Source organism: Phycisphaera sp. (assembly GCA_025916675.1).
GTDB lineage: Bacteria > Planctomycetota > Phycisphaerae > Phycisphaerales > UBA1924 > JAHCJI01.
The window spans coordinates 1,491,398-1,510,441 of the sequence record CP098402.1; the positions used below are offsets into that span (position 1 = coordinate 1,491,398).

General features: G+C 66.3%; 17 protein-coding genes. 5 read left to right on the plus strand and 12 right to left on the minus strand.

The genetic code is table 11. The features are described from left to right. The first annotated feature begins 82 nt into the window (after window positions 1-82). Window positions 83-3,058, plus strand: coding sequence for an FAD-binding protein (locus NCW75_06480; GenBank protein ID UYV13930.1), 2,976 nt, complete (start codon window positions 83-85; stop codon window positions 3,056-3,058). Here NCW75_06480 and NCW75_06485 read toward each other — a convergent pair. From NCW75_06485 to thiS, 5 genes are all read right to left on the minus strand, one after another. Beyond that, window positions 3,043-4,098 carry a hypothetical protein gene (locus NCW75_06485; GenBank protein ID UYV13931.1) on the minus strand — a complete coding sequence of 352 codons (1,056 nt, stop codon included), beginning with the start codon at window positions 4,096-4,098 and terminating at the stop codon, window positions 3,043-3,045. The genes NCW75_06480 and NCW75_06485 overlap by 16 nt on opposite strands. Window positions 4,099-4,164: 66 nt before the next feature. Next, window positions 4,165-4,950: a ribose-5-phosphate isomerase RpiA gene (gene rpiA / locus NCW75_06490; protein ID UYV13932.1), complete on the minus strand. Its 786-nt coding sequence runs from the start codon at window positions 4,948-4,950 to the stop codon at window positions 4,165-4,167. Next, window positions 4,943-6,478 (minus strand): aldehyde dehydrogenase family protein, encoded by a 1,536-nt coding sequence (locus NCW75_06495; GenBank protein ID UYV13933.1) that lies wholly within the window; start codon window positions 6,476-6,478, stop codon window positions 4,943-4,945. Before NCW75_06495 ends, rpiA begins: the two co-directional genes overlap by 8 nt. Before the next feature lie 42 nt (window positions 6,479-6,520). Next, window positions 6,521-7,339 carry a hypothetical protein gene (locus NCW75_06500; protein ID UYV13934.1) on the minus strand — a complete coding sequence of 273 codons (819 nt, stop codon included), beginning with the start codon at window positions 7,337-7,339 and terminating at the stop codon, window positions 6,521-6,523. 57 nt (window positions 7,340-7,396) lie between these two features. Further along, window positions 7,397-7,618 carry a sulfur carrier protein ThiS gene (gene thiS / locus NCW75_06505; GenBank protein UYV13935.1) on the minus strand — a complete coding sequence of 74 codons (222 nt, stop codon included), beginning with the start codon at window positions 7,616-7,618 and terminating at the stop codon, window positions 7,397-7,399. A 55-nt stretch (window positions 7,619-7,673) separates the two neighbouring features. On the opposite strand from thiS, the gene NCW75_06510 reads away from it, so the two are divergent. The 3 genes from NCW75_06510 (at window position 7,674) to NCW75_06520 (ending at window position 9,620) form a co-directional block, all read left to right on the plus strand. Continuing rightward, complete coding sequence (locus NCW75_06510; GenBank protein UYV13936.1) at window positions 7,674-8,510, plus strand: hypothetical protein; 837 nt, start codon at window positions 7,674-7,676, stop codon at window positions 8,508-8,510. Between the two features lie 113 nt (window positions 8,511-8,623). Beyond that, window positions 8,624-9,181 carry a hypothetical protein gene (locus tag NCW75_06515; GenBank protein UYV13937.1) on the plus strand — a complete coding sequence of 186 codons (558 nt, stop codon included), beginning with the start codon at window positions 8,624-8,626 and terminating at the stop codon, window positions 9,179-9,181. A 178-nt stretch (window positions 9,182-9,359) separates the two neighbouring features. Next, window positions 9,360-9,620 carry a hypothetical protein gene (locus NCW75_06520; protein ID UYV13938.1) on the plus strand — a complete coding sequence of 87 codons (261 nt, stop codon included), beginning with the start codon at window positions 9,360-9,362 and terminating at the stop codon, window positions 9,618-9,620. 84 nt (window positions 9,621-9,704) lie between these two features. Here NCW75_06520 and NCW75_06525 read toward each other — a convergent pair whose 3' ends face one another. The 5 genes from NCW75_06525 to NCW75_06545 form a co-directional block, all read right to left on the minus strand. Continuing rightward, window positions 9,705-9,968, minus strand: a complete 264-nt coding sequence (locus NCW75_06525; protein UYV13939.1) for a hypothetical protein — start codon at window positions 9,966-9,968, stop codon at window positions 9,705-9,707. A 171-nt stretch (window positions 9,969-10,139) separates the two neighbouring features. Beyond that, the gene (locus NCW75_06530) at window positions 10,140-11,210 is read right to left on the minus strand and encodes a Brp/Blh family beta-carotene 15,15'-dioxygenase (GenBank protein ID UYV13940.1); all 1,071 of its coding nucleotides are present in this window, start codon (window positions 11,208-11,210) and stop codon (window positions 10,140-10,142) included. A gap of 70 nt (window positions 11,211-11,280) precedes the next feature. After that, a complete protein-coding gene (locus tag NCW75_06535) occupies window positions 11,281-12,075 on the minus strand; it encodes a bacteriorhodopsin-like (GenBank protein UYV13941.1) in 795 nt (264 codons plus the stop codon). Window positions 12,076-12,565: 490 nt separating this feature from the next. Continuing rightward, window positions 12,566-13,768 carry a sulfate adenylyltransferase gene (gene sat / locus NCW75_06540; protein ID UYV13942.1) on the minus strand — a complete coding sequence of 401 codons (1,203 nt, stop codon included), beginning with the start codon at window positions 13,766-13,768 and terminating at the stop codon, window positions 12,566-12,568. Window positions 13,769-13,876: 108 nt separating this feature from the next. Continuing rightward, window positions 13,877-15,082, minus strand: a complete 1,206-nt coding sequence (locus NCW75_06545; protein ID UYV13943.1) for a glycosyltransferase family 4 protein — start codon at window positions 15,080-15,082, stop codon at window positions 13,877-13,879. 104 nt (window positions 15,083-15,186) lie between these two features. Between NCW75_06545 and cysC the strand changes: the two genes are divergently transcribed. Then, window positions 15,187-15,813 carry an adenylyl-sulfate kinase gene (gene cysC, locus NCW75_06550; GenBank protein ID UYV13944.1) on the plus strand — a complete coding sequence of 209 codons (627 nt, stop codon included), beginning with the start codon at window positions 15,187-15,189 and terminating at the stop codon, window positions 15,811-15,813. Here cysC and gltX read toward each other — a convergent pair. Both gltX and NCW75_06560 read right to left on the minus strand, forming a co-directional pair. Continuing rightward, on the minus strand, window positions 15,810-17,510 hold the full coding sequence (gene gltX, locus NCW75_06555) for a glutamate--tRNA ligase (GenBank protein UYV13945.1): 1,701 nt from the start codon (window positions 17,508-17,510) through the stop codon (window positions 15,810-15,812). The two genes, cysC and gltX, sit on opposite strands and share 4 nt — an antisense overlap. A 31-nt stretch (window positions 17,511-17,541) precedes the next feature. Continuing rightward, window positions 17,542-18,858, minus strand: coding sequence for a S8 family serine peptidase (locus NCW75_06560; protein UYV13946.1), 1,317 nt, complete (start codon window positions 18,856-18,858; stop codon window positions 17,542-17,544). Window positions 18,859-19,044 lie beyond the last annotated feature (186 nt).

Consider the following 19,044-nt stretch of genomic DNA (forward strand, 5'->3'; position numbering starts at 1 on the left):
GCACCTTTGGATCGACCGAGCGGGGGGTTCCCGTCCAGCGGAACCGTGCTTGTGACAGTCCCGTGACCCATACCCTGCACCGATGCCTCCCCTCAGCCTTCCACAGCTTTCCCTCGCCGCAGGTGCTTTGCCCGCGAACATCCTCAGCGCCCTGGCAAACGCCATCGAGGGCGAGGTCCGCAGCGGATACCACGATCGCATGCTTTATGCCACCGACGCGTCGAGCTACCAGGTGGAGCCATTGGGCGTGGTGATCCCAAAGAACGCCCGCGACGTCGTTCGGGCCGCCCGGCTGGCCAGCGACCACGGCCTACCGACGCTGCCGCGGGGTGGGGGGACCAGCCTGGCGGGGCAGTGCGTGAACCGAGCCCTCGTGATCGACTCGAGCCCGTACATGACGGCGATCCGCTCGATTGATGCGAAGGCGAGACGATGCACGGTCGAGCCGGGGATCACGATCGACGATCTGAACGCAAAGCTCGCGGAGACGGGACTGTTCTTCGCGCCCGATCCCTCCACAGCCCGCCAGGCAAACATCGGCGGCAGCATCGGCAACAACGCAGCGGGATCGCGGTCGGTGCTATACGGGCGCATGGCCGAGAGCGTGGAGGCGATTGAGGCGTGCCTGGCCGATGGAACGGTGACGCGGTTCGAGGCAGGGGCCCGCGATCCGGCCGCACGCCGGATCGCGGCGGGCGTGATCGAGATCGTGCAGGAACATCGGGACGCCATCCGCGAGCGGTATCCGAAGACGTTGCGGCGCAACGCCGGGTACGCGTTGGATATGGTGCTGGACGACATCGAGTTGGCCGAACGCGAGGGCTTGGATCCACTGGATGTGGTCAACCTCGCCAAGTTACTCTGCGGCAGTGAGGGCACGCTTGCGATCACGCTGAGCGCCCAGCTCGTCTTGCACCCGTTGCCCAAGGCCAAGGGGCTGCTCCTGTTGGGATTCAACGGCCTGGACGCGGCGATCGCGGCGGTCGGGCCATTGCTGGAGACCAAACCCGCCGCGATCGAACTGGTCGATGACATGATCATCGATCTCGCCCTGGCCAACCGCACGCATCGCGACTCGGCTAGGGCGATGCCGATGCCCAGCGATGGGAAGCTGCGGGGCGTGCTCTACGTCGAATATTTCGCCGAGGATCTCGACGGTATCCGTGAACGCCTGGAGAAAGGGCAGCGTGTCGCCGAAGCGATTGACGCAACGGTGGGCGTCCAGCCCATCGACAACCCGCGAGAGATGGGCGACGCGTGGGCGCTGCGAAAGGCCGGGGAGCCGTTGCTGCATGGCATTGTGAGCGAACGCAAGCCCATAACGTTCGTGGAAGACAACGCCGTACCAGTCGATCGATTGGGTGAGTTCGTCCGCAGGTTCCGGGCGATTGTCCAGAAGCACGATACATACGCGGCGTTCTATGCGCACGCGTCGGTTGGCGTGCTGCATGTTCGGCCGATGCTCGCTCCCCGTCGTGCAGCGGACGAGAAGAAGATGCACGCCATCGCCATCGAGATCGCCGACCTGGCCAAGGAACTCGGCGGCGTCATGAGCGGTGAGCACGGCGATGGGCGTGTGCGCGGGCCGTTGTTGGAGCGGTTCTACGGGCCCGAACTCATGGCGGCATTCGCACGCGTGAAGGCGGTGTTCGATCCGAGTGGCTTGCTGAACCCGGGCAATATCGTCGGTACCCCCACCGCGATCAAGGCGATCACGCAGAAGACGCGTATCAAACCCGAAGGCGACTACACCGATGTCCTGCCCGTGGCGACGTACTTCGACTACGCCGACCAGCACGACTTCCGCGGCGCGGTCGAGATGTGCAACGGCGCGGGCGTGTGCCGCAAGCGCAGCGGCGGGGTCATGTGCCCGAGCTACATGGCCACACTCGACGAACGTCACAGCACGCGCGGCCGGGGCAACGCCCTGCGTCTAGCAACGACCGGGCAGCTTGAATCGGGTGAGTCGGACCCGTGGAACGACCCCGGCACGATCGAGACGCTCAACCTCTGCCTGAGCTGCAAGGCGTGCAAGAGCGAGTGCCCCAGCAATGTTGATATCGCGCGGCTCAAGGCCGAGTACACCGCCCAGCGGTTCGCTTCCAAGGGAAGGCCGACGCTCCAAGCGGCGGTTTTCGGGCATGTGCGCACATTGAACAAGCTCGGCTCGCTGACCCCGGGCCTGGCCAACGCGATGAACCGCACTTCGCTCGCCAAGTGGGCGACCGGGAAGCTGTTGGACCTCGACGAACGTCGCAGCCTTCCGCCATTCGCGCGGTCGCTCGCGGGCCAGTGGAAGCGTGCGGGCCTGGGCCTGCACGAGGATCGACCGGAGGTGCTGGTCTTCTGCGACTGTTTCACGATGTACAACGAACCGGCCATCGGCCTCGCGGCGGGACGCGTATTAGAGGCCTTCGGCTACACCCCGGTGCTGGTCGACGCGGGCTGCTGCGGCCGATCGATGATCTCCACCGGCCTGCTCGACGACGCGGTTCGCACGATCACCGCAACGTACACGCGGCTGGTTGGCATCGATGCGAGCGCCCCGATGGTCGTGCTCGAACCGAGCTGCCTCTCGGCGATCATCGACGACTGGGTGCAGCTCAAGAGTGCCATCCCGCTCGCCGAGCGCAGGGCCCTGGCGGCACGCACACACTCGCTCGAAGCGTTCCTGGAGAATAACTGGGACGAGCACCCGACGCGGCCCGAGACCACCGACAAACCCGAGGTCTACCTCCACGGCCACTGCCATGAGAAGGCCCTGCGTGGCATGGGCGACGCCCACAAGCTCCTCGACCGATTCGCCCACGTGCGCACCGCCGACACCACCTGCTGCGGCATGGCCGGCTCGTTCGGCTTCACGAAGGACCGCTACGACCTCTCCATGAAGATCGGCGAGCTCGGTGCGCTCCCGCACGCACGGGACGCCCAGGCTGAGGGCCGCCCCGTGCTGGCCGCGGGCACGAGCTGCCGGCACCAGATGCACGATGGGGCCGGCGTGCGAGCAGTGCACCCGGCCGAGTGGCTGGATGGGGAGCTAAGTCAGTCGGTGGATTGAGGCGGCAGCTTCCACTCCGCGTCGCAGTTGGGGCAGGGAGTGAGGCCATTGGCGTTTGGCACGAGGCCGCGCATGTCGGCGTCGCAGGCGGGGCAGATGGCCAGGCGGCGGCATTCGTACCGTTGCGCCCACGCTTTGTACCGTAACATGATGGCGACGCACAATGCAGCACCCGCGAGAACCATGACACCACCAGCGAACTCCGAGCCCCTCTCGGGAAGAACAAGCCCGGCAAGCCATGTTGTCGACATGCCGATGACGGGTATAACCAGAAACACCGCGGCCACGGTAGCAAGCCATAGAAAAATGCCGGGCAGCCTCGCCCGCTCCTGTTCGCCTTTGGCCCTGCTCCGTACGACAGCGCGTCGGATCTTTGCTTTTGATTGCCGGGCCACCAGACTACCGGCATCATCGCGCATGGCCCCATGAAATATCAGTCGTTCGGTTTGCACACGCGCGGCCGTCGCGGTCGGCCAAGTCGCCGAGCACTCCGGACAGGTCATGTTCCCGCCTGTCGCGCCCGGGAGCCCGCCCAAGTCGTAGCCACAACCCGGACACGCCTCGGGCGCACCGACATGCCAAGCGGCGCTACATGACTCGCACGTCGTCACACCGCCGTCATCCGATCCACCTGCCACCAGCGACGAGCCGCACGATGGGCAGCGACCACGCGAGGCCATGAGCCGCGCCGATACACTCCGACCCCAGAACGCCCAGACGCATCGCATGGTCAGCACGAGCACCGCCACCATGCCGAGCATGCTCAGTGGTATGAACAGCATCTGCTCGACGGCTTCGCCCACGCTGATGCCGATCGTTGATATGGTGGCATAAGCCAGGAATCCGGTGTAGAGCGATCCCTTCACGAGAATGTAGACCGTGCCAATCCACAGGCACTGATAGATACCTGCAACGCGCGGTGGCGTGGAGGTCCGCTTGCGCCACACCGCGATGGGCCCCGGCAGCGAACGCAGTTCCCGCACCACCGGCACGTCGCGCCCGCGTTCGTCGGTCACCATCGCTTGCAGCAGCCGCTTCACGGAAGCATTGTTCGCACGCTGGCGTGGGTCTGCGTGCTCACGCACGCGGCTCGGTTGGATATCAGATCACTCCGCCTCGGCCGGCCTCAGCAACCGCTCGATGCTGCCGTCGTCGCGGCGGACCAGGGCCTCGGTGGCCTCGGTCAAGAACAGGCCGTGCTCGATGACGCCCGGGGTGTGGTCGAGCGCGGCGGCCAGGCGCTCGTAGTTGTGGTCCTCGTCGCTGCCGCTGCGACCGCCGTGGAGTTGGACGTCGAGGATCAGGTTGCCGTTGTCGGTGACATAGAGCGTGCCGTCCATGCTGCGGCGGAGCACGCCCGAGAGGCCAAGCGTGCGCAGGTTGGCACGGATGGATGCCAGCCCGAAGGCCATGACCGCGACGGCCAGCGGCGTGCGCTCGCCCAGGTGGTCGACGAGCTTCTCTTCTTCGACCAGATATACCCGCCGGGCAGCAGCGGTCGCGACCAGCCGCTCGCGCGTCATCGCGCCGCCCGCGCCCTTGAGCATGCGCAGGTGGCCGTCGATCTCGTCGGCGCCGTCGAACAGGTAGTCGACGTGCTCGATGGTCGCGAACTCGCGGACCTTGATGCCAAGCTCCATGGCATACGCGCTGCTGGCCTCACTGGTCGAGACGCACGTGATGTCGAGGTTTTCTGCGACCACGCGGCCGGCCAGCGCGGCGATGGCGCGGCGAGCCGTACGGCCCGTGCCGATGCCCACGATCATGCCCGGCTGGATGTCGGCAACTGCGGCGCGAGCGAGGGCGTCGTGGCTGGTTTCCGTGGCGGCAAGGCGTGCGGCATCGGCCGGGCTCGCTTGGGGGCCAGATTGGGGATTCGTCGACTCAGCCAAATTGCACCCCCTGGGCAAGGCGGAGCGAGGCCCCGTAGTTGATCGTGCAGGTCTGGCGGCGCATGTAGGCCTTCCACGAGTCGCTGCCGGCCTCTCGGCCGCCACCGGTGTCCTTCTCGCCGCCGAAGGCCCCGCCGATCTCGGCCCCGCTGGTGCCGATGTTGACGTTGGCGATGCCGCAGTCGCTGCCCGCGGGTGAAAGGAATCGCTCGCTCGCTCGCACGCCAGCGGTCATGATGGCGCTGCTCAGGCCATGGGCCACGCCGTTGTTGATGGCGATAGCCTCGTCGAGGTCACGATAGCCGAACGCGTACATGATGGGCGCGAAGGTCTCTTCCTGCGCTATGGGCAGGGTGTTGTTCGATGGTGCCCGGATGATCGTGGGCCGCACATAGCACCCGCCCAGCGAGACATCCGCCCGCTCGCCACCCACCAGAACCGTGCCGCCCTGTGCCTTGGCCTCAACGATCGCCGCATCAAACGCTTCGCCGGCCTGATCGTGGATCAGCGGACCAACGAGCGTCTTGTCGTCGAGCGGATCGCCGATGGGGGCACGCTCGTACGCATCCACGAGCTTCTCGAGCAACGGCTCGACGATCGATTCGTGGGCGATGAGCCGGCGGGTGCTGGTGCATCGCTGGCCGGCGGTGCCAACCGCGGCGAACAGCAATGCGGGCACCGCCAGATCGAGGTCGGCGTCGGGCTCGACGATCACGGCGTTGTTGCCGCCCAGTTCGAGCAGGCACTTGCCCAAGCGACCGGCGACGACCTGCCCGACCGCACGCCCCATCGCCGTCGAGCCAGTCGCGCTGATGAGCGGCAATCGGGCGTCGGCGACCATGGGCTTGCCCACGGTCTCGTCGTTGCCGATGACGAGGTTGAACAGCCCCTCGTGGCCCATCTCCGTTGCGACCTTGTCGGCGATGGCGTTGGTGGCCATCGCGGTCAGCGGGGCCATGAGGCTGGGCTTCCACACTACGGTGTCGCCGCAGACGGCCGCGACCATGGCGTTCCAGCCCCAGACGGCGTTGGGGAAGTTGAAGGCGGTGATGACGCCGATGGGGCCGATGGGCTGCCACTGCTCGAACAGGCGGTGGTCGGCCCGCTCGCTGGGCATGGTCCGACCGCCGAGCATGCGCGAGAGCCCCACGGCGTAATCGGCGATGTCGATGGTCTCCTGGACCTCGCCCAGGCCCTCGCTGGCGATCTTGCCGACCTCCATTGACACCAACGCGCCCAGGACGTCCTTGTGCTCTCGCAGGGCGTGGCCGATGCGGCGGACGACCTCGCCACGCTCGGGGGCCGGCACGAGCCGCCACTTGAGGAAGGCGGCCCGGGCCCGGACGATGGCGGCCTCGAGCTGGGTCGCACCCTCGAGCCTGACGCCAGCCAGCGGCTGGCCGGTCGTCGGGTTGTAGCTCACCGCCTGGGAGGTATCGCCCGGGTCGGCCTGCTGGCCCGGGATGAATCGCGGATCGCCGCTCAGCGGCAGGCTTTCGAGCGGGTTGGCGGCCGTCGTCTGGGGCATCGGAGCAGTGTAGGCAAAGCCCGCCGCGGGCTGGCCAGACGCCTACTCGCAGCCCGAATCGAAGGCATTCTGGAACGCCAGCAAGTCGAAGATCGTGAACTCGCCATCACCGTCGAAATCGGCACGATCGTCACCCGCGTTGAAGAGGTTCTGGAAGGCGAGGAAGTCGAAGATCGTGAGCGAGCCGTCGCCGTCCAAGTCGGCTTGGCAGTGCGGGGGTTGGAACTGGAGCGACACGTCGTGGCTCGCCCGATCGCTCAGGCTCTCGTCGGCTTCGAACGAAACCTGATAGTCGCCGAAGGACTCGAACGTATAACGACCGGGTCCCAGGTCGATGAGCCATATCCAACTCGGCAGACCGGGCTCGGGCGCGCCGCTCACGATCACGCCATCGGGACCTGTGAGCATGCCCGGCTCGTACGCCATGAGCCCGATGTCGTCGAACAGGTTTGGCTGCACGTTCAGGTGGAGTAGAGCGGGTCGATCGAGATCGAATACCACGTGGTGCCGCCACGACCCGACGGCCACGCGGGTGCGTGTCCCGAATGCGGGTTCCTCGATCTGGAAGAAGAGCTCCGCGTCGAGGCGGAGGACCGTCGAGCCCGCGCCGCGGCCCGAGCAGTTCGCTGTGCTCAGCACACGCGGCTCGCCCAGCCTGCCGCCCACGTCGGCTTCGGCTTCGGCGCTGGGAAATGGCAACTGGTCGTCGAAGTCGGACTCGAACGCAATGAGCGGGTCGAAGGGCTTCTGGACCGCGGCCCTCGAAGACGCCTCGACCTCCATCGAGATTACATCCGGTAACACCTGGGCATGGCACGCCGACGCGGCGAAGCCACACGCAACGATGATTGATGCACGCATGAGCATGATCCTCCCGGGGCTGGTACCGACCGCGCCAGCCCTGGTTGCACCGGGTACTCACCCACCGCCCACCAGCGTCACGATCTCGATCTGGTCGCCATCGGCCAGCGTCCGCTCCTGGTGGGTGGCCTTGGGGGCCAGCTCGCGGTTGACCTCCACCGCGCAGGCCGTCTTGGCCAGCTCCAGTTGCTCCAAGAGCCCGGCGATGGTCGTGCCGTGCGGCACCTCTCGGGGCTCGCCGTTGACGTCCAGCCGCATCGTGTCGGTCGCCTGTGCCATGGCTGATGCTACGCGGCTGGTTACGCCCTCTTGCCCCGACGCGTACGGTATACGTATGAGCCCCAACACCGGCTATCGCATCGCTCTGATCGTTCTCCTGCCTGCCCTGGCCCTGCTGACCGGCTGCGAGCAGGACTACAGCCAGGAGAGCCCCGAGGCCCTGGTCGACTCGGCCCGCCAGATGGTGGTCGACGGCAACGCCCGCCGCCTGAGCGAACTGGTGTGGACCGAGAGCGACGGCGAGGCCCTGGTCATCGACCGGCTGGGCCGCACCTTCGGGGCGCTCCAGCGGCTGGGCACGGCCGTGTCGGAAGCGTTCCCGGAAGAAGTAAACAAGATCCGCGAGCAGGCCGATGAGGCCGCCGAGAACGGCCAGATCAACAGCCTCATCGGTCGCGCGCTCACGGCCCAGGGCGGCATCGCCCGCGGCGCGCCCAGCGCCATCCGCGACGAGGCGCGCATGCGGCAGGGGCTCGACAGCGTCGTGCGCGAGCTCATGGCCGACCCCTACGGCTGGCTCGAACGCCACGGCGAGAAGCTCGAGCCCATGCGCATCACCGACGACATCGTCGCGCTGAGCTGGCAGGGCAAGCCGGTAGTCGGGCTGAGCCTGGTCGAGCACGACGGGCTGTGGTACGTGAAGCTGCCGCTGGACATGCCCGCCCTCAAGCGGTTCCTGCCGCAGAACGACGAGGAGTTCGAGATCTGGGGCGAGCTGGTGGCCAGCGTGCACAACGTGCTGCTGGATCTGGCCATCGAGGTCGAGAACGGCGAGCATAAGAACCTGGAGAGTGTCGCCAGCACCGCGGGCGAGTACGCCCTGCCCACGGCTTTCATGGTGATGATCGCGTATGGGAAGGCGCTGGAGGAGCGGGGCTCGGGGGACGGCTGACGCCGGCCGGGATCAGGAAACACGCCCCAACCACCACCCATGCGCGCTATCTGGCGGCGCTGGGTGGTCTGCCGAAGCTCCAGAGAGAGCGACACGCCACGGAGGCCATAAGCGTGAAACGCGCCAAGGGAAATCGCAGGCTGGAACAGGCGGAGTACGACGCGTTGTTCAAGGCGGAGCGATGGGAGGAACTCGAAGACCGCCTTCGCGAGGTCGTGCGTGAAGATCCCAAGAGCCACTGGGCGGCCACGAACCTCGCCATGGCGTGCAACGAGCAGCGCCGCTACCAAGATGCCAAGGAGTGGAGCGATCTCGCGTACGGCCTCGATCCTCGATGTCCGGCGGTGCGGTGGGATCGGGCTGGCATCTACGACAATCTTGGCGATTCCGAGCGGGCGATCGCGTTCTGGAAGTCGATCCTGGAGACGCCCGAGTGGGAGATTCGCGACAACCCCTGCTGGGAGAGTAAGGAATGGACGCAGAGGCTCTTCGCAGACTGCTGGTACAGGCTCGGCGTCGCCTACTTGCGCGAGTGGGCCTTTCCAGAGTCGGAGGACGCGGTGGCGATGTACAAGAAGCTGATGTCCGAAGGGGCCAAGTCGATCTACGCGGTGGAGGAATTGGATCGAGCGTTGGCGAGGGTGCGACAGGATGAAACATCGAACGAGTGACCGGCCCCGTTTCGCTCGGTAACCAGTTTCGTTTCGGCTACCGCCCAAGGCTGGGTTGGCCCGTAGCCGAAACGAAAAGCCCCGGCTCACGCCCGGGCTTCGTCGGATCGTACTAGTCCACCGGCCACCCCAACCCCGGGCGCTGCAGGAATCGAATCCGCGCCCCCACCCTTCACCCGTGAACTGCCCCAAGTGCAAGTACGACCTGCGGTCCATCGACCACACCCGGTGCCCCGAGTGCGGCAGCGACACGTACGCGGTCTTTGCCGAGCAGGCCGAGCGTCGGCATCGGCGGGGGAAGATCGCGAGGATGGCGTGCTTCTGGGGGCTCCTGATCGTGTTGCTTGGCGGCCTCGGCTACGTGGTGTATGTGCAGGTCGAGGAATACGAACGCGCTCGCAAGCAGGAAGAACTCCTGAAGGCCCGGCACCCGCGATGAACATCACGCGCACCGACCCCAAAACGAAGCAAGCCCCCGAGCGAACACCCGGGGGCCTGTCTCATTGCTCGCTGGCAACCAATCTTACTTCTTCGTCGCCCACTTGATCAAAACATCCGCAACCTCCGGCCGGCTGAACTCCTTCGGCGGGCGCTCGCCGTTGGCCAGCATGTCGCGGACCTTGGTGCCGCTGAGGAAGACCTGGTCGCCCTCGATCTTGGGGAACGTCTTGCCGCTGACCATGCCCTGGGCCTTGTGGCTCCACGCGGCGTGCTCGAACTTCAGCGGGGTGATCTTCAGGTCGCCCTCGGCGCCGTGATGGTCTTCATCGAGCTCCAAGAGAGGCACGAGCTCGGGCAACAACAGCAGCCGCCAAAGACCCTTACGCTCAGCAGTCCCGAAGTCCGGTATACGCCCATACGCGAAACCAAACCCGATGGCCGACAAGGACCCATCGAACAGCAGCTCGAGGATGGAGACACCCTGCTCACGCCAACGCCCGGCGGATAGCTGTCGCGATCATGCGTTCGAGTAGGTCGCGGCCCGTTCGCGTCCACGCGTCCCAAACCACAGCAGATGGTGAGGCAGCGTCGCGAACACGCAGAACAGGATGAACGACACCGCCAGTGCGGGCACCCAGCCCAGCTCGCCGAAGGGCACCGCCAGCGCCACGATGATCACGATCGACGGCAGCAGCAGCGGTACCGACAGCCGGTGAGCTCGGATCACAGCGCGGACGGGGCCGTCGCCACGATCGCCAACACGCAGGCAGTGCAGCATCGCGTGCACGCACATGAAGTAGACGCCGATGGCAAGCAACGGCGGCAGCACGGCCGACGCGAGCAGCGCCACGGCAGGGATGACCACCGACTCAACCGCGGCCCCATGCGCACCGCGCTGCCAGAGCCGAACCGCGGCCGGCACGATCACACCCAGCCCCGCGATCACCAGCGCCCCGCCGGCGACCGACATCGCCTGCGCCTGCAGCGACGCATCGGCCCCGAGCACCGCCGCCATCTCAACGAACGGGGCCCAGCTTGCCACGGGCTGGAACAGGAACGGCGCCGCGATCACCACCGCGCCGTGGGCGTACCCGGGCAGACGATCCAGCAGCGTTGGAGTGGTGCCGCTCCCGATCGCCCCGCGCGTGTGCACGCTGTCGGAGCGGCCAAAGTGCACCATAGTCAGCAGCAGGAAGGCCACCAGCGTGAACGCCGGTGCCGCAAAGAACGCCATCGTGCTCAAGAGCATGACGGCCGTGTACAGCAAGAACCGCATGAGCGTCCCGCGGAAGGAGCCCGACCGACGGGCCAGTTCCGCGAGGTCGTAGGCGCCATGCGGCATGCCGACGACGAAGAGTGCGACGACCCAGATCCACGCACCGGGCAGCGCGCTCCCCGCCACGCTACCCGGGGTGGATACGGATGTCGACAGACCACCGCTCGCGACCGCGCCCTGCACCACCCACAGCGTGAGCGCACACGACGCATACAGAAGAACACCCCGACCCAGCGACGCGTCCGACAGGCGCAGCGAGGGGGACGCTGCCGCCGGGGTGTGGACACGTGGCTGGGTCAGGGCTTGGATCACAAGGTACCTTCTACGAAGACAAGATACTCAAACGCATCGCCCGCACGGGCGAGCGCCGACGGCAGACCGTTCACGCACCGTGATCATCCGACTCGGCAAGGACCTTCACGCCCTGGTAGCACACCAGGCCGAAGAAGACCTTGTTGATCACGTCCGCGACGTTGTAGCAGATCTCGCGGATCGACTCGCCCTGTGGGCCCATCAGGGCCATCAGGAAGCCGACGGGGTAGATGGTCCAGCCGACGAGGATGAACAGCCGCAGGATCTTCAGCGACTTCTGGATGCTCGGCGGCGAGTTTGCCATCTCACCGGACACCTTGGTGAACAGCACGAAGACGATGTACAGCCACGCAGCGCACGAGATGAGGTAGTTGATCCACCACGCACCGCTGCCAGTCGCCGACTCCTCGGCGATCCAGGCGAAGACGAGCATGACGATGCTAGCGCCAACCAGCGTCGCGAACAGATTGCCGCCGCGGCCCTTGAGCCTGAGCAACAGCGGGATCTCCAGCACGAGCAGGGGTACGGTGATCAACCAGTCGATGTAGCGGTAGGCCGTGGGGAACTTGCCGATCTCAGCGCCCTCGATCCGCGTGCCGTCGGCGTCAAACAATAAGGCAACCTGCTCGATATAGATGCCCGACATGCGGAAGTAGTGGAAGCAGGCCACCGCACAGATGATGCCCGCAACAATCATGACAGAGCGGTATGCCTTGGGCACGCTGCCGGCCATGAGCCAGAAGTACGCGGTACCGGCACCCATGGCGACGGTGCCGATCCAGAACAGATACATCGTGATGCCCTCGACCGACAGCCCCGCATTCAGGGCCATCGATGTCTCGGACGCGGCCAACATCGTGTGCATGACGCAACTCCCGTAGAACTGTGAACGCCCCGCACAGCGCGGGTACCCGCATAAAAGGGAAACCGCCACAACGACAGTCACGACCTACGCGAAATTACAGCACAACCCACACCTCGGCGCAGGCTGTGTCCATCGCGACATGCCCACGCCCGCGGCGACACTCCCTTGCGGGTTGTGTGGTATTCAGACGCCGTTTGCCGAGCGCATAGATGCGAAGAACCCGCGGTGTACGACGATGCGAACGGAATGTGTGACGCCCCGCGAGGGATGAGACGGATGATCTTGCGTTTTACCCCTATGAACGAAATATCGTGTCGCGAAACACGATTCGTCGCGGCTTCAGGCGTCCGAGAGCCCACTCGATTCGTATGCTGCGCGCCCCAACCCACCCCCTGGCCGCGCAAGAATCGAATCCGAAGCGCGCCCAAAAAACCCGGACTCTCGCCCGGGCCCTCTGCATTCAGATGGCGCTCTCAACCTGTCACAAGCCTCAGCTCGTCGCCCACTTGATCAGCACATCCGCAACCTCGGGCCGGCTGAACTCCTTCGGCGGACGCTCGCCATTGGCCAGCATGTCGCGGACCTTGGTGCCGCTGAGGAAGACCTGGTCGCCCTCGATCTTGGGGAAGGTCTTGCCGCTGACCATGCCCTGGGCCTTGTGGCTCCACGCGGCGTGCTCGAACTTCAGCGGCGTGATCTTCAGGTCGCCCTCGGCGCCGGTCGTGACTTCATCCACCTTGGTCTGCGCGTCGTAGGTGCCGTAGTAGCTGCCCACGCCCGCGTGATCGCGACCAACGATGAAGTGCGAGCAGCCGTAGTTCTGGCGGACGATGGCGTGCAGGATGGCCTCACGCGGGCCGGCGTACCGCATCGCGGCGGGCATTACCGTGATCATCGTGCGGTCCTTGTTGAAGTACTCGTCAACCAAGACCTCGTAGCAGTCCATGCGCACGTCGGCGGGGATGTCGCCGGGCTTGGTCTCGCCCACCAGCGGGTGGATGAGCAGGCCGTCGGTGATCTCCTGGGCGCACTTGCACAGGTACTCGTGGGCGCGGTGGATGGGGTTACGCGTCTGGAAGGCGCTAACGGTGGTCCAGCCCTTCTTCTCGAACGCCTCACGCGTCTGGGCGGGCGTCAGCCGCTTGTCCAGGAACGCCTCGGGACCATCGGGATCGACGCAAGCGGTCACGACCTCGATCGGGCCGGCCAGGCAGGTGTCGCCCTCGGCCTTCACGGCCTCAGCGCCGGGGTGCTTGCCGTCGTCGTCGCTGGGGCTGTTGAAGAAGATGGTCGATTCGGCCTCGCGGTCGTGCGGGAAGACCTCCTCGACAGTCATCACGGCTTGGAGCGTGCCGTTGGGGGCGTGCAGCGCAACGCGCTCGCCCTCCTTGGGAGCCTTCGTGGCGTCAACGCTCAGCGTGATGGGGATGGGCCAGCGGCTGCCATTGCTCAGGCGCATGTCCTCGATGACGCCCTTGACGTCGGCCGAGCCCATGAAGCCGTCCAGCGGGCTGAACGCGCCCATGCCGATCATCTCGACGTCGCACGACTGCTTCATCGAGAGGTCGACGCGGGTGAGCCCCGCGGCCTCCTTGATCAACTCGTCCTTCCGGGCTCCGGTGGCCACCTGGTCGACCAAGGTACCGCCGTGGGCCTCGATCAGGGACTTCTTTTGGGTCATCGTCGCGGGCATCGCATCCTCCTGTTGCCCGGGGCGCGGAATCGGCCAATCCGGGGGAAGGGGACGTTATGACAGATGTTGGATGGGAGCAACCTTTTTGGGGGTTTGGCCGGGGATATCTCAGCGATTTTGTGCGCGCTGGAGCGCTTTCTCGCGGGCAAACCGGATGGCGGCCTCGTGCCCGTCGACCATCCCGGCAATCGTGTACCGCTCCAGCACCGTCTGCCGGCCCGACTCGCCCAGCCGCCGGGCCAGAGCCTCGTCGTCCACCAGCCGGGCGATCGCCTCGGCCAGCGAGCCCGGCTCGCCCGGGTCGACCAGCAGCCCGTTCTCCCCGTGCACGATCGACTGCGCCTCGGGCGGGTGCGACCACATGTCCTGGTTGGTCACCACGGGCAAGCCATACCCAAACGCGTGCAGCACGCTCAGGCCGATGAATCTGGGATAGCAGAACACCCGCGACGACAGGAACCACGGCGCCAGCTCCTCCTGGCCGTACACCGCCCCGGGCATGCGCACCCGGTCGGCGATGCCCAGGCGTTGGGCCAGCGCCTCCAGGTTCTCACGCTCGGCCCCGTCGCCCACGATGGCCACGATCAGGTCCGGATGGCTGTCCTTCAATCTCGCCGCCGCGTGCAGCAGCAGGTCCATCCGGTTCTGGGCGTACAGCCGAGACACGAACAGCACCACCGGCCCGTCCAGCTTCTGCTCGGCACGGAACCGCGCCAGCCCTTCGGGGTCGGCCAGCCATCGCTCGCGGGCACGCTGGATGGGCTCCTGATCCAGGCTGTTGAGCGCCACGAACAGCCGCTTGGGATCCATGCCCTCGTCGATCAACCGCTCGCGGGCCTCGTGGTTGTACAGCAGCACCGCGTCGGCCTGCCGCCCAAACCAGTTGCGCAGCCGGCGAGACCACCCCGTCTCGCGCACCGAGTACCCGTGCCCCCACAGCACGACGCCCACCCCGTTGCGCTTCGCACGCCGCATCGCGGGGATCAGGCTCAGCACGCCCGAGTTGTGCTCGAACACCGCAACGTCCGCACGCGCCGGATCCGCGGCTTCGAACTGCGCCGGCACCCACCGCACCTCACGCGGGCGGCGCAACAGCCGACGCATCGCCACCGGCCGAGCCGTGAACCCCTGCGCCTCGACGTTGGGCAGCTTGGCCTGCTCGTAATACAGCACCTCCACCGAGAGGCCCGGCCGGCGGGCCAGCTCCGCGAACACCGGCACCCGATACGCCGGGAGCGCCGGCTGCTGGATGCACACCCTGATCGGGGTGGGCGGGCCGGATCGGGCGTTCGGGCTGTCAGCACTCGCGGTCATGGCGGTCAGCCTATCGGTTTGCTGGCCGCTGCCCGTCTACGATCCCCTCCCCACGAAGCAAATACCGGGCTTTACGGGCGATCATAACCCGAACAGGAGGCGGAATGACCCAGACAGAACAGGTCAAGGCGACCAACATCCACTGGCACGAGGGCGACCTCGCCCGCGACGAACGCTGGAACGCACTCAAGGCCAAGGGCGCCACCGTCTGGTTCACCGGCCTCAGCGGCTCGGGCAAGAGCACCATCGCCAGCGCCGTCGAGCAGGTCCTGGTCAAGAAGGGCGTCAACAGCTACCGCCTGGACGGCGACAACGTCCGCCACGGCCTGAACAAGAACCTGGGCTTCAGCGCCGAGGACCGCACCGAGAACATCCGCCGCATCGGCGAGGTCAGCAAGCTCTTCGCCGACGCCGGCGTCGTCAGCCTGACCAGCTTCATCAGCCCCTACGTGAAGGACCGCGACCTCTGCCGCACCATGCACGACGAGTCGAAGCTCCCCTTCATCGAGGTCTTCGTCGACACGCCCCTCGAAGAGTGCGAGAAGCGCGACCCCAAGGGCCTCTACAAGAAGGCCCGCGCGGGCGAGATCAAGGGCTTCACCGGCATCGACGACCCCTACGAGGCCCCGCCCAAGGCCGAGCTGGTCCTCAAGACCGAGGGCCGCTCGATCGACGAATGCGTGCAGGAAGTGCTGAGCTTCCTGGAGAGCAAGGGGATCGTTCAGGGCTAAGCCCCGCTCACCCCCGCGAACTGCGACAGGCATCGCCCGACACGTTCGAGCGATGCCTGTTTTCCAATCAGCTCCAGCGTCTGCCCAAGCCCCGGGCTCACCGTCCCGCCCGTCATCGCCACGCGCAGCGGCTGGGCCGCCTTGCCCATGCCCAGGCCCTTGCCCTCGCACCATTGCTTGATGGCCGCCTCGATCGCCTCGGCCTCGAACGGCTCGACGCCCTCCAGCACCGGCCCCAGTTCGCGCAGCACCGCCAGCCCCTCGCCGTCGTTCTTCAGCAAGACCTTGTTGACGGCCTTCTCGTCGTACCCGAAGTCGTCCCGCAGCGCGAACGCCACCACGCCCGCCGCCTCCCGCAGCACGCGGGTGCGCTGCCGCGCCGCGGCCGCCGCCATGGGCAGCTTGTCGCCCAGCGCCTCCAGCGTCGCCCGGTCGTACCGCTCAAGCCACGCCCGCCAGACTCCGGCGAACCGCTCGTCACTCATCCGGTTCTGGATCTCGTCGGCGTTGAACGCCATGAGCTTCTCGCGGTCGAACTTGCTCGCACTCTTGCCGATGCGATCCAGGCCGAACTTCTCGACGAGGTACCCCATCGTGAAGTGCTCAACGTCCGTGCCGTCCTCGTTCTTCTCGCCTGGGTTCCAGCCCAGCAGCGCCAGGTAGTTGCACAGCACGTGCGGCAGGTACCCACTCCGCCGAAAATCCTCAACATCAATCTCGGGCGGCGTGAAGCCAATCGCACCCGCCAGTTGCATCAAATCATCGGTCGGCAGCTGCGCCCGCTTGTCGCCCAGCCACGCCTTGAAGCTCGCATTGTCGATCGTGCCCTCGGGTGCGCCATCGACCTTCTGCTCCTTGCAAAACGCCCGCACCGCCTTGTCCTTGTCCCGCTTGCTCATCTTGCTGTTGTCGGGATTGAAGATCAGCGGCAGGTGCGCGTATACCGGCGTGCGATAGCCCAGCGCCTGCTGCAACGCCACGTGCCGGGGCGTGTTCTGCAAGTGCTCCTGCCCCCGCAGGATGTGGCTCACGCCCATCGCCTCGTCGTCGACCACCACCGCGAAGTGGTACGTCGGGAAGCCGTCGGCCTTGCGGATCACGAAGTCGTCCAATTCGCCCGCCGCGAAGCGGACCTCGCCCAGCACCGAGTCGGCCACCACCACGTCGTGGTCGGGCGCCTTGAACCGCACGACGTGTGGCTCCCCCGCCATCATCCGGCTCATCCGCTCGGCCTCGGGTATCTCCAGGGCCGCCCGGTCGTAGCGATACGTCTCGTTGGCATCCTGGGCCGCCTTGCGCTTGGCGTCCAGCTCGTCGGCCGTCTCGAAGGCCGGGTACGCCCGCCCACTCTCGAGCAACTCGGCCAGGGCCGCGTTGTACTGTTCCACCCGCTCGGCCTGGAAGAACGGCCCCACGCCCCGAGGATCACCACCCAAGCCGTCGAGCGCTGGCCCCTCCTGCCACTCGATGCCCAGCCACGCCAGATCCTCCAGGATACCCACGACGGCTGCCTCGCTCGACCGCTTCTGATCGGTGTCCTCGACGCGCAGCAGGAACGTGCCGTCGTGGCCCTTGGCGAAGGCCCAACAGAACAACGCGGTTCGCGCTCCCCCCACGTGCAGGTGGCCCGTGGGCGAGGGTGCGAACCGCGTGATGGTGTGCTCCGCGGGCGTCGGCTGGCTATAGGTGTCGCTCATCGTGACCGATGCTAGCGACGAGCCGGGGTTCTCAGCAGCCGGCGATGAACAGGTTCTGGAACTCGAGGAAGTCGAAGATGTCCAGCGCCCCGTCGCCCGTCAGGTCGGCCGACATGTCGCCCGAGCCGAACGCGGTCTGGAACGCCAGGAAGTCGAACAGCGTCAACTCACCATCGCCGTCGAAGTCGGCCACGCAGGATGGTTCAAGACCCAACGCACCCTCGGCGTTCACGAGGCCGTGCCCAAAATCGCTGTCCCACCCGGGGCTACCCAGGTCGATCGCGGTATCGATCATCCGCTGGCGAACCTCGTCGTTGATGCGGCCGTTGCCGTTGGCGTCCTCGATGCCCGCCCCGATGATGAGGGCCGCCACGCCCACGGCGTGGGGTGTAGCCATCGAGGTCCCATCGAAAAAGTCGTAGCTCGTGTCCGAACCCGAAACCGTCGAGTACACACCCACGCCAGGCCCGACGAGCTCGAGTGCCGAGCCGCCCTGCGAGAAGCTCGCCCGGCGATCCCGATCATCGATGGCACCGACCGCGATCACGTTGTCGTACCGAGCCGGAACACCGATGGGGGCCCCACCGCCGTTGCCCGAAGCCGCAAAGTGGATGATACCGGCATCCCAGGTGTTGTCGTAGGCCTGCTGGAGCAGCGATGAATCACCAACCGAAAAGCTGCTGTTGGTCACCTGGATGCCGTTATCGAGGGCCCACTGCAAGGCGTTGATGACACCCGAAGACGACGGGAAGAACGTGCCGATCTTCAGCATGTACAGATCGGCCTCAGGCGCGACACCGATGATGTCCGAGCCATTGGCGACCGCCGCGACGGTACCGCACACGTGCGTGCCGTGACTGAACGGATCGCTGAAGTCCGCACTCATCGTCTCGAAATCAAAGCCGAACACAAAGTTGTCGGCGATGTCCTCGTGCGTGTGGCGCAATCCCGAGTCCATCACGCCGACGGCCACCCCCGTGCCAGTCTGGCCTGCGGAGTGTGTGGTCTGGCCACCAATGCGCACGACACCCCACACGTCGTCGTACTCATCCGTCCACTCGCCGGTGTGGTTGAGTTGGACACCCACAACGCGCCGGCTCAGAGCATGCAGGTCCACGTCTGCCCCGAACGGCAGGCTCGCATGCATGCCCGGGGCCACCGTCCATACCTGATGGACAACGCCACCGACCGACTCGACCGCAGCCACATCGGCGGGCGTCGGGTTCGAGGCAAACTCGATCAGCACGTCGGCCATCGGGGTCACTGTCTCGTCGGCTTGACCAATCGAGCAGACCATACCACAGACCGACAACACCGCCGCGGTAGCGGCTAGGGGGGTGCGATTCATTATCAAACTCCTAACGGAACGTTCCGGGCAGGTGGCGGGCTCCCCTCATGGAAGCCCCGCAGGAAACAACATGACGCCGCGATATTCAACCGCCCGCGGCGAACGACTTAATGGTTCTACACCCCACCACATCCGCCGTTACAGCCACCCCGGTTGCCCCGACCCCCCATCCGATGCGTCATTCCA